Here is a 14,606-nt window from a genome sequence, read left to right as displayed (position 1 = left end):
TCAGTCGCGGCCGTGATGGGTTGCAGCCCGCATCGCCTCCGCGACATTGGCCGCCTCGAACAGGAAATACGCCCCGCCCTCGTAGAGCACGTCGTTCTTCAGCTGGTTGCCGATCTGCTCCCAGTTGGGGAAACCGCGCACCACCAGCCCCTTGTGAAAGCGATGGGCGAGGGCCTCGGCGTGAAAGTTGCCGACGATCAGGTCGTAATCGTCCTGCAGGTTCTCGGCATCCTCCAGGTCGCCGACCAGCACCTTCTCCGCCGGGATCTTCACCAACTGCGGCGAATCGACGGTGGCGATGGCCAGCCGCACCCGGCCACCCGCCTCGCGGAGCGAGGCGCAAACGCCGGCCAGCTGGTCGGGCTCGGCGGCCACCGCAAAACGAGTCTGGCCCAGGGAAAAGTGGCTGTCAAGCATGGCGTCCTGCAGGCGCTTGCGCCAGCGGATGACGCTCGCCGGCGGCTTCTGGAAACCGGTTTCGGCCAGCAGCCGCTCGACCAGCGCGTCCGTCGCCTCCAGCCCGGAGAGATGGGCGAAATGGTGGTGGCGCATGGCGGGATTTTTTTCCAGCAGCGCCTTGGCGGCCCCCAGCATCGAATCGCCCACCGAGAGCACCAGGCCCGCATCGGCCAGGGCGCGGATCTGCTCGACGCTGATGCCGCCGCCGCTCAGCGAGCCCTGCTTCTCGCCGAGATAACCGTCCAGCGAAGTGGAGAGATCGGGCAGGGCCAGCACCTCGAAGCCGAAGCCGGCGATGAACTCCTTGAGCTTCTCCACCTCGATGGGCTGCAGGCTGACGTGGGGCAGCAGCACCAGCTTGTTGCCGTCGAGCTCCTCGCTGGCCTCGACCAGCTGCTCGATGATCGCCTTGACCGCCAGCGCCCAGCCGCTCTCCAGCCCCCCCTCGTAGTCGGGGGTGTTGACGTGGACCAGCGGAAAGTCGATCTTCGCGGCCACCCCGCGGATGTCGTCCCCCTTGGTCTCGGGCAGCCCCGTGGTGTGCAGGCCGATCAGGCTGGGGCTGGCCTTCTTGGTGATGTTCTTGATCGCCTCGACGATGCTGTAGTCGCCGCCGTCGAGGATCGCCGTGACGTCGGTGACCGCCGTGGTCTGGATGGCGATGGGCTCGCTGAAATGGCGGGTCATGAACACCTTGGTGAACGAGGCGCACCCCTGGCCCCCGTGCATCAGCGGCATGCACTTGTCGATGCCGAGAAACGCCAGGGTCGCCCCCATCGGCTGGGAGAGCTTGATCGGGTTGACCTGCAGCGGCTTGATCGGTTTGCGGATTACTTCTCCCATGGGGCCCTCTTCGCGACGGTTTTGAATACCGGGTTTTCCAGCGCGTTTTTCAGATCCTCGGCCAGGTTCAGCAGCCCGTCGTAGCCGCCGTAGCTCTTTTTCTTTTCCTGGTTGACGTCGATGAAGCTGATGCGCTTCTTGATCGCCGTGTAGAGGCTGCGCCCGCCGGCCAGCAGCAGGTGGGCGCCGGTGGCGTCGATGATCTTGGCCTGCTCGCTGCCCGGGTCCATCATCAGCACCCCGTTCTCGCCCAGGTACTCGCGGGCCTTCTCGCGGTCGCTCTCGGTGGCTTTTTTGACCGCCGTCGCCACCACCTCGATCCCCAGATCCTGCAGGGCCGAAGCGATAGACCAGGTCTTGTTGCCGCCGGTGTTGAGCACCGCCTTCTTGCCTTTAAACAGCTCCCGGTAGGGGCGCAACTTTTCCTCCAGCCGCGCCTCCTCGCGCTCGATCAGCGCGTTGGTCCGGGCGACAAGGTCGGCGTCGCCGAGCGCCTCGGCGATGGCCCGCAGGCCGTTCGAGGTGTCGCGCTTGCCGTAGAAGGAGAGGGAGATCGACGGGATGCCGTACTTCTCCTCCATCTTGCGGGTCAGGGAGATCAGCGACTTGGCGCAGACGATGACGTTGAGCCGCGCCCGGTGGGCGGTGCGGATGCTGGCCACGCGCCCGTCGCCGCTCAGGGTGGAGAGCACGCGGATGCCCAGTTCCTCGAGCAGCGGGGTGTACTGCCACATGTCGCCGGTGACGTTGTACTCGCCGATCAGGTTGATGTCGAAGGGGGTGCTGACCTCGGGCTCCTTGGTCCCCACCAGGTGCGCCAGGGCCGCCTCGCCCCCCAGGCGGCTGCCGAGGTTCTTGCTGCCGACGAAGCCGGGGGCGTGCACCGGCACCACGGGGATGCCGTATTTCTGCTTGGCGGCCTTGCAGACCGCGTCGAGGTCGTCGCCGATCAGCGCGGTGACGCAGGTGGCGTAGACGAACACCGCCTCGGGCGCGTAATGCTCCACGATATAGGCGATGGAGTCGAGCAGCTTCTGTTCGCCGCCGAAGACCACGTCGTTGGTGGAGATGCCGGTGGTGAAGCCCATCTGGGTCAGGTCGCGCCCCGGGTAGCTGGTCCGGGTGGCGCGGGTCTCCCAGGAGGCGCCCAGGCAGGTGATGGGGCCGTGCACCAGGTGGGCGGCGTCGGCGTAGGGGAACAGCGAGATCTGCGCCCCCTCGAAGGCGCAGCCGCCGGTGGTGGCCCCGGGCGTCGGCGCGTTGCAGGCGGCCTTCTTGGTCTTGTTATGGGTGCAGGCGCTTTCGTCGAGCAGTTCGCGGATTTTCGGTTTGGGTGCCAAGGTCCGATCCTTTCTGAAAAAGCTTCCAGAGAATCAATCAGTCCCGTCGCACCGTTGGGAGGGGGCTCAGCGTGCCCGGCGGCGGTGCCGGGGCGATGGTTTGAATTCGAAAATGGGTAAATTCACCACGAAGGACACGAAGAACACGAAGTAAAGGCAAAATATCGGGCGTTTTCTTCGTGCCCTTCGTGTCCTTCGTGGTAAGAAAAGATTTTATTTGTCTGGAAGCAACTGCAAAAGCCTCGCCATGTCCGTCTGAAAAGAGAAAAAAATTTATGATTCCATTGGCTTGACCTGGAAAGCCTGAATTCACGCGCCAGTGCTGCCCCCGATCGCTCCCGCCGAATGCATAAAAATGCTTCGCTTTGCTGGCTCATCTGCCCAAAAGATAAGCAGGCAAGGCAGGCGGCAGATTGTGAATTCAATGAATTCAGAGGCTTATCGGCTTGGCACGCCCCATGCTTTGAAGACAGGCAAATCCCAAACATCGGGGGCACAATGGGGTGTCCTTGAAAATATGGCAAAGAAGCCCCGGCGAGGACGACTCCTCCCGGGGCTTTTTTCGTTCAAACCGGCAACGGCGCTTTTCGGATCAACCCGAAAAGCGCCGTTTGTTTTCCCTGAAAAAGGAGAGCGACCATGGCTACCGGATGCCCCATGATGAAGATGAAGGCCCAGACCGATCACCCCTGCTTCGGCGGCGACCACAGCAAGGCCGGCCGCATTCATCTCCCCGTCGCGCCGGGGTGCAACATCAAGTGCGGTTTCTGCGAACGCAAGTTCGACTGCGCCAACGAAAGCCGGCCCGGCGTCACCAGCCGGGTGCTGACCCCCGAACAGGCGGTGGAGCGGGTGCGGCTGGTCCAGCGGCACATGGAAAAGCAGGGCGGCGCCAAGCTCAAGGTGGTGGGGATCGCCGGCCCCGGCGACCCGCTGGCCAATCCCAAGACCTTCGAGACCTTCAAGCGGGTGCGCGAGGCCTTTCCGGAGATGACCCTCTGCCTGTCGACCAACGGCCTGCGCCTGCCGGAGATGGTCGAGACCATCGTCGAGCACGACGTGCACAGCCTGACCATAACCATCAACGCCCTGACCCCCGAGACCGGCGCCAAGGTCTACGAATGGATCAAGGTCAGCGGCCACAAGCTCGAGGGGGAGGAGGCCGCCGCCATCCTCATCGACCAGCAGCTCAAGGGGCTCAAACTGGCCGCCGCGGCCGGCATGCTGGTCAAGATCAACCACGTCTACATCCCCGGCGTCAACGATCATGAAACCCTGGAGCTGGCGGTCAAGGTGCGCGAGCTGGGCGCCAGCATGATGAACATCATGCCGGTTATCCCGGTGGGGCTGTTCAAAGACATCGATCCGCCCAGCGAGGCCACCATGGAGATGGTGCGCAACCAGGCCGAGCTGATCCTCTCCCAGGCCCGCCACTGCAAGCAGTGCCGTGCCGACGCCGCCGGGGTGGTGGGGCAGGACATCGACCTGGCCGCCCTCGAGGCCAAGGCGGGGTAGGAGAACGGGAAGGCAAACCATTAAAAGGCAATCGGCCACGGATAAGATCGGATAAAGTCCGATAAATCAAAGGCCTTGGTTGGGTCTGGATAAAGGTCTAGGTTTCGGGCCGCATTTTTTGCCCTTGAAAATCAGATTTGATCAGATTTTATCCGTGGCCAATTGCTTTCTCTGGGGTAACTCATGAACGAAATACTCGATCAGACCATCGCCAATCTGCTGACCCGCCACCCCGAAACCCGCCCGGTGTTCGCCGCCCATGGGCTGGGGGCGCTGGTCAGCGAGGACGGCCTGCGGGTGCTGGCGCCGTTTCTTACCCTGGGGACCGCCCTGCGCAGCCGGGGGATCGCCGCCGACTCCTTCGTGCGGCTGCTCCAGGAAACCCTCATGGTGGAAGACGTCTTCGAGGCGCCGGGGCTGGACGACATCCGCAAGGCGGGCGAGCTGACCCTGCTGGCGCTGATGCCCTGCGGGCTCAAGGTCCCCTTCGGGCGGGTGATCAGCGGCTTTCTCGAAGAGCTCAAGCAGCGCGAGGGGCTCGACATCACCTACGCGGTGGAGGGCAACCTCAACCAGGAGCTCTCCTACTACCCCTTCGTCAGCACCATCGAGACGCTGGAGGAGCTGCCGGACATCATCGTCTCGGCCGACTTCAACGTCTTCTACTACCACGGCTTCTACAAGCGCTTCGTCGAGCCGGGGCATTACGTCAGTTACGGCTCGCTCCGGCCGACCCCGGCCTTTGCCGCCGCCGGCATCCCCGATCCCCTCGAGCAGTATTTCGTCTTCGGCGTCAATCCCCTGGTGATCGTCGCCGACCTGGAGACGCTCGGCGATCGGCCGCTGCCCCAGCGCTGGGACGATCTGCAGGACCCGATCTGGAAGGGGAGCGTCACCCTGCGCGGCAACCAGGACTTTTTCTGCCACGCGGTGCTGCTGCCCATTTACCAGGCAGGCGGCAACGAGGCGCTGCTGCGGTTGGCCCCCAACGTCATGCAGGGGCTGCACCCGGCGCAGATGGTCAAGCAGATCGACGCCGGCAGCGGCGGCGCGCTCTACGTCATGCCCGAGTTTTTCGCCCACCGGGTCAAGAACCGGGAAAAACTCGCCATCATCTGGCCCGAGGACGGCGCCCTGGCCAGCCCCGTGACCCTGCAGGTGAAGCGGGAAAAGGTCGCCGAGCTCAAGCCGGTGCTCGATTACCTGACCGGCCCCGACCTGGCCAGGGCCCTGGTCGGGGCCCGCTTCCCGGTCCCCCACGCCGAGGTGGCCGGCGAGTTGCAGGACGCCCCGCTCAAGTGGCTGGGCTGGGACTGGCTGCGCGAGAACGACATCCAGGCGGTCAACGCCGCCATCGACAAGGTGTTTCTCCCGGCGGTGCAGGGAGTGCTCAAGTGAAGCTGGTCACCCTGGCCGGTCCCCCCTCCAGCGGCAAGACCTCGGTGGTGCTGCGGGTTGCCGAGGGGCTGGCCGACGCGGGCTTGCGGGTCGGCGTCATCAAGTTCGACTGCCTCTCCAGCGACGACCAGCAGCGCTACGAGAAGGCCGGCATCCCGGTGAAGACCGGCCTGGCGGGGGGGCTGTGCCCCGACCATTTCTTCGTCGCCAACATCGAGCAGGGGGTGCAGTGGGGGCGGCGCAGCGGCTTCGACCTGCTGATGGTGGAGAGCGCCGGGCTCTGCAACCGCTGCTCGCCGCATATCCGCGAGGTGCTGGCGGTGTGCGTGATCGACAACCTGAGCGGCGTGCATACCCCGCGCAAGATCGGCCCCATGCTCAAGACCGCCGACGTGGTGGTGATCACCAAGGGGGACATCGTCTCCCAGGCCGAGCGCGAGGTCTTCGCCTTCCGGGTGCGCCAGGTCAATCCCCGCGCGGCGGTGCTGCCGGTCAACGGCCTCACCGGCCAGGGGGCCCTGCTGCTGCACAAGCATCTGCAGGGGGCCGCCGAGACCGACAGCCTGGAGCAGGTGCGGCTGCGCTTCAGCATGCCCGCGGCCCTGTGTTCCTACTGCCTGGGCGAAACCCGCATCGGCCGCGATTGCCAGATCGGCAACGTCAAGACCATGGATTTCTCATGAGCGAACGCGAGCTGTTGCAGCAGCCGGTGAGCGAGCTGCTCGAGCAACGACCCTACCTGCGGGATTTCTTTGTCGCCCTGCAGCTCGGCATGCCGGGCCCGGGGCAGTGCCCCGCCGCCTTTTTCGCCGGCCTGCAGGCCGCGCAGCTAGCCGAGCTCGGCCTGGACCACGCCGCGCTGGCCGCCCAGTTCGTCGATTTCGCCCGGCACATGGAGCAGTTCCAGCACGGCGGAGACCAACCGGTGCGCAAGGTGACCCTGCTCGGCGGGCGCGACAAGCAGGGGCGGCCCGAGGATGTCCAGTTGGAGTTTGCCCCCGGCGAGGTGGTTTGCGTGGTCGGCCCCACCGGCTCGGGCAAGAGCCGGCTGCTGGCCGACATCGAATGCATGGCCCAGGGGGACACCCCCAGCGGCCGCCGCATCCTGCTCGACGACCGGCCGCCGGACGAGGCGGCGCGGCTCTCGGGGGAGCAGCGCCTGGTCGCCCAGCTCTCGCAGAACATGAATTTCGTCATGGACCTCTCGGTGCGCGAGTTTCTCACCCTGCACGCCGAAAGCCGCCTGGTCGACGACAGCCAGGCGGTGGTCGAGCAGATCTTCGCCACCGCCGTGGAGCTGGCCGGCGAGCCGTTCACCGCCGAGACGCCGGTCACCGCCCTCTCCGGCGGGCAGTCGCGGGCGCTGATGATCGCCGACACGGCCTGTCTGAGCGCCTCGCCCATCGTGCTCATCGACGAGATCGAGAACGCCGGGGTCGATCGGCGCCGCGCCCTGGAGCTGCTGGTGAAAAAGGAGAAGATCGTGCTCATGGCGACCCACGACCCGCTGCTGGCTCTCTCCGGCGACCGGCGGCTGGTCATCGCCGGTGGCGGCATCCGCCAGGTGCTGGTCACCAGCGAGCGCGAGCGGGCCAACCGCCGCGCCCTCGAGGCCCTCGACCGGCGCCTGCTGGCGGTGCGCGAGGCGCTGCGGCGCGGGGAGACCATCGATTTCGATTTTTAGACCGGGCTGGCGCCAGGTGCCCCGCGGCCTTCTCCCGCCTTGCTTTCTCCGCGAAGATGTTGGACAATTTCATCCGGCCTTCTTCACCCGGGTTTCGCGAATTGTCGGAGAGTCCCGGGTCGCGCGGCCAGGCCCATTTCACCCCTCACCCATTGGCAATCACGAGTCATTCGCGTCCATGCTCGAGCTGACCCCCGCAGATTTTCAGGCCATCTGGCTTTCGGCCAAGGTGGCCACCGTGGCCACCGTCGCCTCGCTCCCCCTGGGGTTCGTCGCCGCTTACCTGCTGGTGTTCACCCGCATGCGCGCCAAGGCCCTCTTCGACGGGGTCATCAACCTGCCGCTGGTGCTGCCGCCGGTGGTGGTGGGCTATCTGCTGCTGCTCCTGCTGGGGAACAAGGGCTGGCTCGGTGGGCTGCTGGCGCAGCTGGGGATTCGCGTCATCTTCACCTGGAAGGCGGCGGTGATCGCCTCGATGGTGGTCGGCTTTCCGCTGCTGGTGCGCTCGATCCGCATCGGCATGGAGGGGATCGACGAGAAGCTGATCCAGGCCTCGCGCACCCTGGGGGCCGGACGTCTCGACGCCCTGTTCACCGTCATCCTCCCCCTCTCGGGCCGCTCGATCCTGGCCGGCGCCACCCTGATGTTCGCCCGCAGCCTCGGCGAATTCGGCGCCACCATCATCATCGCCGGCAACATCCCCGGGGTGACCCAGACCATTCCCCTGGCCATCTACGACTACACCAGCACGCCCGGGGGGGACCGCCTGGCGCTGTCGCTGTGCCTGGTCTCCATCGTTCTCTCCCTGGCGGTGCTGCTCGGCAACGAGGCCCTGGTGAGGCGCTTCCGGCGGGAGGTGCGGGGATGAGGCTGGAGGTCTGCCTGCAAAAAAGTTTCGGCTCCTTCCGCTTCGACGCCGAGTTCCGCGTGGAGGTGAGCCGCATCGGCATTTTCGGCAAATCGGGCAGCGGCAAATCGACCCTGGTGGGGATGCTGGCCGGGCTGGTTCACCCCGACGCCGGGTACATTCGTCTCGACGGCGAGCCCCTCTACGACTCGGCCACAGGGGTGCGGCTCTCGCCCGAGCGGCGCCGCCTGGCGGTGGTCTTCCAGCATGCCCACCTGTTTCCGCATCTTAGCGTGCAGCGCAACCTGCTCTACGGTTACCGGCGCACCCCCGGGCACGAGCGCAAGATCGACCCCGGGGCCATCGCCGAGGTGCTCAACATCACCCACCTGCTCGGGCGCGGGGTCGGCACCCTTTCCGGCGGCGAGCGCCAGCGGGTGGCTTTGGGCCGGGCGGTGCTCACCTGCCCGCGCTTCATCCTCATGGACGAGCCGCTGACCGGGCTCGACGAGGGGCTCAAGTACCAGATCATCCCCTACCTGCAGAAGGTCTTTTCCGAATTCGACATCCCGCTGCTGTTCATCTCCCACTCCCTCAACGAGATGCGCCTGATGACCGAGGAGGTGCTGGTCTTCGAGGCCGGGCGCCTGGCCGCCCAGGTGTCCGTGGAAGATCTGGCCCGGCAGCGGATGGCCTCCAGTCAGGTGGGTTACATCAACCTGATGGAGCTGCACAGCCCCCGTCCCCAGGACGACCTCTGGGCCTACCGCTGGGGGGAGCACGAGTTGGTCCTCTCCGACGGGGCCAATGGCGGCGGCGCGGCCATGTACGAGCTCTCCTCCAAGGACATCACCCTGTTCAAGCGCCATCCCGAGGCCTCGAGCGCCCGCAACCTGCTGCACTGCCGGGTCACCGAGGTGTTCGAGACGGGCAACCGGGTGGGGGTCGAGCTCGACTGCGGCGGCCAGCGGCTGGTGTCCCAGGTGGTGCACGATGCCGCCCGCGACCTGGAGATCCGCCGCGGAGCGGAACTTTACGCGATCATCAAGGCCTCGGCTTTCCGGCGGTTGTATTGAGGGGCAGAATTCAGGAGTGAGGAGTCACCAGTCACGAGTCACCGGTCACGAATCACGAATCACGAATCACGAATCACGAATCACGAATCACGAATCACGAATCACGAGGGAGCGGATGCTTACCATCATTCAAAATGACCAGCGGGTTCCGGCTGGGCTGTTCGGGCCGCGGGCCGATCGGCCCGCGCGGGTCGTGCGTCTCTGCGACGGCGAGCCGCTGCCCGATTTCTCCCAGGTTTCCGGCCTGATGGTGCTGGGCGGCTACATGAGCGTGCACGACACCCTGCGCTACCCCTATTTGACCCCGCTCAAGGAGTTTATGGCCGCGGCCGTCGAGCGGGAAATTCCCCTGCTCGGCATCTGTCTGGGCGGACAGCTGCTGGCCGAGGTGCTGGGGGCCCCGGTGACCTGCAACCACCGCGGCGAGCGGGGCCTGCTGCCGCTGCAGCTGACCCCCGCAGCCCAGAGCGATCCGCTTTTTGCCGGGGTCTCCCCGACCTTCCATTCGCTGCAATGGCACAGCGACAGTTTCGACATCCCGGGCGGAGCCGTTCACCTGGCCCTTTCCCGGCACTGCCCGGGCCAGGCCTTTCGCTATCGGCGCGCCTGGGGGCTGCAGTTTCATCCCGAGGTGGACGAGACGATCGTCGCCGCCTGGAGCCGTTTTACCGGCGCCGGGGAGGAGGTGGTCACGGGTTTTCGCGCCGGCCTGGACCGGCATCTGGCGACCTCCGGGAGGCTCCTCGCCAATTTCCTGCGCCTGCTTGGCAAGGCGGATTGACCCGATCCCGCCCCGCGTTTCCTGCCGATTTTCCCTCCCCCCTTGCAACGGGTTTCCCCTAGCCGACTCCCCTGGGCAGCCGGCTTTCCTTGGTCCTGCCGGCGCTCCGCCGCGTCCTGTGCGTGACCCTTTCGCAGAACCTCTAAATATCCATGACTTGGGTCCAGAGCCGGCTTGTCTCTTGCTTGGTGCGGCAATTGCAATAATGGTTTCCCCGGTAGCCAGACGTGGAATCTGTGGGCCCAGTTATCGGAAGGAGTCGGTCATGAAAGCAGGGGGATTCAGGCTGTTGGAGAAGCGCACCATCGGGATGAAAATGACGCTGATCTCCCTGGTGGGCCTGGTCGGTTTTTTGACAATCGCCGGCATCGGCTACTGGGCCAGCACCTTTCTCTCCCGTTCGGCCCAGTCCGTTTTCCTGGCGCAGATCCAGACCCGCCAGCAACTCGCTGAGTCCGCCGACCACGCCCTGACCCTGGAAGCCCAGGTCCAGGCGCTGGGCAAGCTCAATGCCGGCCTGATCAGCCTCCAGCAGGCCGTGGTCGACGGGTCCAACCTGCGCAGCAAAGGGATCACCGTCGAAGAGATCATGGGCCAGGCCGCGGCCCTGGTCAGGCAGGCCGAGGTGGTGCGGGAGATGCCCGGCGCCGACCGGGCAATTCCCGGGACCAACGGCATCACCCTGGCCGATCAGATCATCGGCAATTTCAGCGACGTGCAGGTTCTGCTCGAATACGAGCTACCTGATCTCTTCGCCCTGGAGCCCGGTACGCCGGAGTTTGTCGGCCGGCAGGGTTCGATGCTGGTTTCCATGGCCAAGATGTATTTCTTCATCTCCCGCACCCTCGGCGAACTCTCCGAGAACATCCACCAGGGCGCCGCCCGGGCCCAGGCGGATTTCACCCGCGTCTCCGAGGAGGCCGACCGCCTGACCGCCACTGCCCAGGCGAGCCTGGCGAGCGCGTCGGGAAAAGCCCAAAACGGGTTGTGGATCGCCCTGCTGGCGACCGTAGCGGTTCTATTCCCCCTGTTCGTCTGGTTCATCGTCTCCATGATCAAAATTTTGAAAAGGACCGTGGCCATGGCGGAAGACCTGGGGAAAGGAAGGGTTTCGGCCCGCCTGGAGGTCGGTGCCCGCCGGGACGAATTCGCCGACATGGCCAGGGCCCTCAACGCCTTCGCCGACAATCTGGAGCACGAGGTGGTCGCTGCGCTGCAGGCCATGGCGCACGGGGATCTGGACATCGAGGTGCATCCGGTGGACGACCAGGATCAACTGCGCGGCGCATTGCAGAAAATGGCCGAGGACATGAACGGGCTGCTCGGCCAGGTGCAGGGGGCTGCCGAACAGTTCACCGCCAGCAGCGGCCAGGTCGCCGAGGCCAGTCAGGCCCTCTCCCAGGGGGCCACCGAATCGGCCAGTTCCCTGGAAGAGATTTCGGCCTCGATGACCCAACTGGCGGCCCAGACCACCCAGAACGCCGAAAACGCCACCAACGCCAACCAGCTGACCAGCCAGGCCCAGGGGGCCGCCGACCGCGGCAACGAGCAGATGAAGCAGATGGTCGCGGCCATGGCCGAAATCCAGCAGGCCGGGCAGAACATCTCGCGGATCATCAAGACCATCGACGAGATCGCCTTCCAGACCAACCTGCTGGCCCTCAACGCGGCGGTGGAAGCGGCCCGGGCCGGCCAGCACGGCAAGGGCTTCGCCGTGGTCGCCGAGGAGGTGCGCAGCCTGGCCGCCCGCAGCGCCGCGGCGGCCAAGGAGACCGCCGAGCTGATCGCCGGGTCGGTGAAAAAGACCGAGGCGGGCTCCCGGATCGCCGGGGGGACCGCGGCCGGCTTCGAGGAGATCGTCGGCATGGTGACCCGCATTTCCGGGCTGGTTGCGGAAATCGCCGAGGCCAGCCGTGACCAGGCGACCGGCCTCGGCGAGATCAACCAGGGGTTGGGGCAGATCGACCAGGTGACCCAGCAGAACACCGCCTATGCCGAAACCAGCGCCGCGGCGGCCCAGGAACTCTCCGGGCAGGCCGCCCAGCTGGGGCAGATGCTCCACCGCTTCAAGCTGAAAGGCCAGGTGGGCGGGGAAATTACCAAGCAAGCTCCGGCCAAGCCCAGCCCCAAGCAGGAGGCGATCTCCTGGAGCTCCATGGCCGAGGCCGAACCCAAAGCGGCCCCGAAACGGCACCCGGAGACGTTTATCGCCCTGGAAGACCAGGAATTCGGCAGGTACTGATCCTTTCTGAGGGCAGGATGGCCGCGAGGGGCCGCCGGACGATACGGCGGCCCTTTGTGCTGCCCCGCCTCGAGACCGTGCCGTCGAAATTTTTTGGTGCGAATTGGTACGGGACTTGAATCCAAGCCGGGGTGTCAAGAAATTATTGGGGGCAATGTACCGGTACCATAGGCATTGCCGACTTGGAAATTTTACAAGATAAGGAGCTCTTATGCGTTTCGGATTGCAGGCAAAAGTCAGCGGAGCCCTCTTTGTAGTGCTCGCCCTGGCCTTCGGCGTCAGTGTATGCATCTCCACCTGGCAGACCCTGGCCCGGCTCGGCGATTCCGGTGAACGGGCCCTGGCCGCCCTGGAAAAGGCCGGGGAGGAGAGGGCGCGAAACGTGTTCCTCAGCCTCGAAACCGCCGCCGGGGGATCGGTGGAGCGGGGTGAAATGGAGATCTTCGAGGAGATGCTGGGCGAGCTGGGGAATATCCCCGGGGTGATGGAGGTCGGCCTGACCAACCCGACGGGCCAGATCGTATTCTCCAGCCAGAAAGGCATGCTCAAGCAGCCCCTGGCCCCCGAGGTCTTCAACGGTTCGCAGAGCGCCGGCTCCGAGGCCTACCAGTCCGGCGACCTGGAGGCGGTCACCCTGGCCCGGGCCCACCGCCTGGACCAGGCCTGCCTCGACTGTCATGACAGTGCCCAGGTCGGCGACCTGGCCGGCGTGCTCTACGTCCGCTACAGCATGAAGGATTTGGCGGTGGCCCGGGAATCGCTGTCCGGGGAGATGGCCGCGGCCGAAGCCTCCTCGATCTGGACCGGGGTCCTCACCGGCCTGGGCGGGCTGTTCGGCGCCATCCTGGCGGTTTACCTGCTGCTGGGCCGGGCGGTGCGCAGGCCCCTCGAGAAGGTGGGCCTGATGGTGGAGGAAATGGCCAGCGGCCACCAGGTGCCGCCGCTGGGGCTGACCCAGCGGGACGAAATCGGACAGATGGCCAAATCGCTGGATGATTTCGCCGAAAGCCTGCAGACCGAGGTGGTCTCCAGCCTGCAGCGGCTCGCCGAAGGGGATCTGACCTTTTCCGTCTCCCCGCGCAGCGACAGGGACGTGGTCCGCGGTGCCCTGCAGTCCCTGGGCATCGATCTGGACGGCACCCTGCAGCAGATTCGCAGCGCCTGCGAGCAGATCGCCTCTGGCGCGGTGCAGGTATCCGACACCAGCCAGTACCTCTCCCAGGGGGCCACCGAGCAGGCCAGTTCGCTGCAGCAGATCTCGGCCTCGATGAACCAGATGAACGCCCAGACGCAGAGCAACGCCGAGAGCGCCGCCCAGGCCAACCAGCTCTCGAGCCAGGCGCGGGCCTCCGCCGAGCAGGGCAATGTCCAGATGCAGCAGATGGTCACCGCCATGACCGAAATCAACGAGTCCAGCCACGACATCTCGCGGATCATCAAGACCATCGACGAGATCGCCTTCCAGACCAACCTGCTGGCCCTCAACGCCGCCGTGGAGGCAGCCCGGGCCGGCCAGCACGGCAAAGGCTTCGCCGTGGTCGCCGAAGAGGTGCGCAACCTCGCCGCGCGCAGCGCCAGGGCCGCCAAGGAGACCGCCGAACTGATCGAAGGGTCGGTCAAGAAGGTGGAAGATGGGGCGCGCATCGCCAACGCCAGTTCGGAGGCCCTCAGCGGCATCGTCACCCAGATCACCCAGGTCTCGGAGCTGGTGGCGGCCATCGCCACCGCTTCCAACGAGCAGGCCGCGGGGATAACCCAGGTGAACCAGGGCTTGCTGGAGATCGACCAGGTGACCCAGCGCAATACCGCCAACGCCGAACAGAGCGCAGCGGCAGCCCAGGAGTTCGCCTCCCAGGCCGAGCAGCTGCGGCAGCTGGTGGGCAAATTCCAGCTGCGCGGCACCTCGAGCGCCTCCCATGTCTACGCCCCCGCGGCCCCCGCGGCAAAACCCCGGCCGAGAAAGGCCCAGGCCAGCCTGCCGCCGGCCTGGCCCGCCTCCGGCAGCGAAGAGGTGATCCGCTGGGACCCTTCCCTGAGCGTCAATATCGGCCTGATTGATCGCCAGCACCGCAAGCTGGTCGACATGGTCAATGAACTGTACAGTGCCCTGCGCCAGGGCAAGGGGAACGAGGTGATGCGCTCGGTGCTGGACAAACTGGTCGATTACACCCAAATGCATTTCGCCGAGGAGGAGCGGATGATGCAGGCCCACGAGTACCCCGACTACGAGGAGCACAAGGCCTCCCACGAGCGCCTGGTGGCCCGGGTCGGCGAATTCCAGGCCAAGGTGAAATCCGGCGCGGCGGTGGTTTCCAGCGACCTGTTCAACTTCCTCAAGTCCTGGCTGCTGCACCATATCAAGGAAGAGGATCAGGCCTACAGCGGTTATTTCAACGAACGCGGGGTGCGTTAGCCCCCTGA

11 protein-coding genes are annotated in these 14,606 nt (G+C 65.8%); 9 read left to right on the top strand and 2 right to left on the bottom strand.

Annotation, left to right across the window (positions count from 1 at the left end; translation table 11 throughout):
* Both nifN and nifE read right to left on the bottom strand, forming a co-directional pair.
* Positions 1 to 1,302 carry a nitrogenase iron-molybdenum cofactor biosynthesis protein NifN gene (nifN, locus tag DESUT3_RS18270; RefSeq protein ID WP_221249917.1) on the bottom strand — a complete coding sequence of 434 codons (1,302 nt, stop codon included), beginning with the start codon at positions 1,300 to 1,302 and terminating at the stop codon, positions 1 to 3.
* Positions 1,290 to 2,642 carry a nitrogenase iron-molybdenum cofactor biosynthesis protein NifE gene (nifE, locus tag DESUT3_RS18265; RefSeq protein ID WP_221249916.1) on the bottom strand — a complete coding sequence of 451 codons (1,353 nt, stop codon included), beginning with the start codon at positions 2,640 to 2,642 and terminating at the stop codon, positions 1,290 to 1,292. The genes nifN and nifE overlap by 13 nt, the downstream gene beginning before the upstream one ends.
* A gap of 639 nt (positions 2,643 to 3,281) precedes the next feature.
* Here nifE and DESUT3_RS18260 point away from each other — a divergent pair.
* The 9 genes from DESUT3_RS18260 to DESUT3_RS18220 all read left to right on the top strand — a co-directional run bounded on the left by DESUT3_RS18260 (position 3,282) and on the right by DESUT3_RS18220 (position 14,598).
* Complete coding sequence (locus DESUT3_RS18260) at positions 3,282 to 4,157, top strand: radical SAM protein (RefSeq protein WP_221249915.1); 876 nt, start codon at positions 3,282 to 3,284, stop codon at positions 4,155 to 4,157.
* A 183-nt stretch (positions 4,158 to 4,340) separates the two neighbouring features.
* Positions 4,341 to 5,555 (top strand): ABC transporter substrate-binding protein, encoded by a 1,215-nt coding sequence (locus DESUT3_RS18255; protein WP_221249914.1) that lies wholly within the window; start codon positions 4,341 to 4,343, stop codon positions 5,553 to 5,555.
* On the top strand, positions 5,552 to 6,238 hold the full coding sequence (locus DESUT3_RS18250; RefSeq protein ID WP_221249912.1) for a GTP-binding protein: 687 nt from the start codon (positions 5,552 to 5,554) through the stop codon (positions 6,236 to 6,238). Before DESUT3_RS18255 ends, DESUT3_RS18250 begins: the two co-directional genes overlap by 4 nt.
* Entirely contained in the window at positions 6,235 to 7,239 is a 1,005-nt protein-coding gene (locus DESUT3_RS18245; protein ID WP_221249911.1) for an ATP-binding cassette domain-containing protein, read from the top strand. Before DESUT3_RS18250 ends, DESUT3_RS18245 begins: the two co-directional genes overlap by 4 nt.
* Positions 7,240 to 7,417: 178 nt before the next feature.
* Positions 7,418 to 8,107 (top strand): molybdate ABC transporter permease subunit, encoded by a 690-nt coding sequence (modB, locus tag DESUT3_RS18240; protein ID WP_221249910.1) that lies wholly within the window; start codon positions 7,418 to 7,420, stop codon positions 8,105 to 8,107.
* Positions 8,104 to 9,162 (top strand): molybdenum ABC transporter ATP-binding protein, encoded by a 1,059-nt coding sequence (gene modC / locus DESUT3_RS18235; protein WP_221249908.1) that lies wholly within the window; start codon positions 8,104 to 8,106, stop codon positions 9,160 to 9,162. The genes modB and modC overlap by 4 nt, the downstream gene beginning before the upstream one ends.
* Positions 9,163 to 9,277: 115 nt before the next feature.
* A complete protein-coding gene (locus DESUT3_RS18230) occupies positions 9,278 to 9,943 on the top strand; it encodes a type 1 glutamine amidotransferase (protein ID WP_221249907.1) in 666 nt (221 codons plus the stop codon).
* 265 nt (positions 9,944 to 10,208) lie between these two features.
* Positions 10,209 to 12,185: a methyl-accepting chemotaxis protein gene (locus tag DESUT3_RS18225; RefSeq protein ID WP_225911558.1), complete on the top strand. Its 1,977-nt coding sequence runs from the start codon at positions 10,209 to 10,211 to the stop codon at positions 12,183 to 12,185.
* A gap of 211 nt (positions 12,186 to 12,396) precedes the next feature.
* Positions 12,397 to 14,598 (top strand): bacteriohemerythrin, encoded by a 2,202-nt coding sequence (locus DESUT3_RS18220; protein ID WP_221249906.1) that lies wholly within the window; start codon positions 12,397 to 12,399, stop codon positions 14,596 to 14,598.
* The last annotated feature ends 8 nt before the right edge of the window (positions 14,599 to 14,606 follow it).

It is taken from the genome of Desulfuromonas versatilis (assembly GCF_019704135.1).
In the GTDB taxonomy this organism is placed as follows: Bacteria; Desulfobacterota; Desulfuromonadia; order Desulfuromonadales; family NIT-T3; genus Desulfuromonas_A; species Desulfuromonas_A versatilis.
This window is presented reverse-complemented; position numbering and strand designations above follow the sequence as displayed.

Excerpts from the sequence above, each read along its gene's own strand:
- nifN (WP_221249917.1), bottom strand. The coding sequence starts at position 1,302 with ATGGGAGAAGTAATCCGCAAACCGATCAAGCCGCTGCAGGTCAACCCG.
- DESUT3_RS18260 (WP_221249915.1), top strand. The coding sequence starts at position 3,282 with ATGGCTACCGGATGCCCCATGATGAAGATGAAGGCCCAGACCGATCAC.
- DESUT3_RS18255 (WP_221249914.1), top strand. The coding sequence starts at position 4,341 with ATGAACGAAATACTCGATCAGACCATCGCCAATCTGCTGACCCGCCAC.
- DESUT3_RS18245 (WP_221249911.1), top strand. The coding sequence starts at position 6,235 with ATGAGCGAACGCGAGCTGTTGCAGCAGCCGGTGAGCGAGCTGCTCGAG.
- modB (WP_221249910.1), top strand. The coding sequence starts at position 7,418 with ATGCTCGAGCTGACCCCCGCAGATTTTCAGGCCATCTGGCTTTCGGCC.
- modC (WP_221249908.1), top strand. The coding sequence starts at position 8,104 with ATGAGGCTGGAGGTCTGCCTGCAAAAAAGTTTCGGCTCCTTCCGCTTC.
- DESUT3_RS18230 (WP_221249907.1), top strand. The coding sequence starts at position 9,278 with ATGCTTACCATCATTCAAAATGACCAGCGGGTTCCGGCTGGGCTGTTC.
- DESUT3_RS18225 (WP_225911558.1), top strand. The coding sequence starts at position 10,209 with ATGAAAGCAGGGGGATTCAGGCTGTTGGAGAAGCGCACCATCGGGATG.
- DESUT3_RS18220 (WP_221249906.1), top strand. The coding sequence starts at position 12,397 with ATGCGTTTCGGATTGCAGGCAAAAGTCAGCGGAGCCCTCTTTGTAGTG.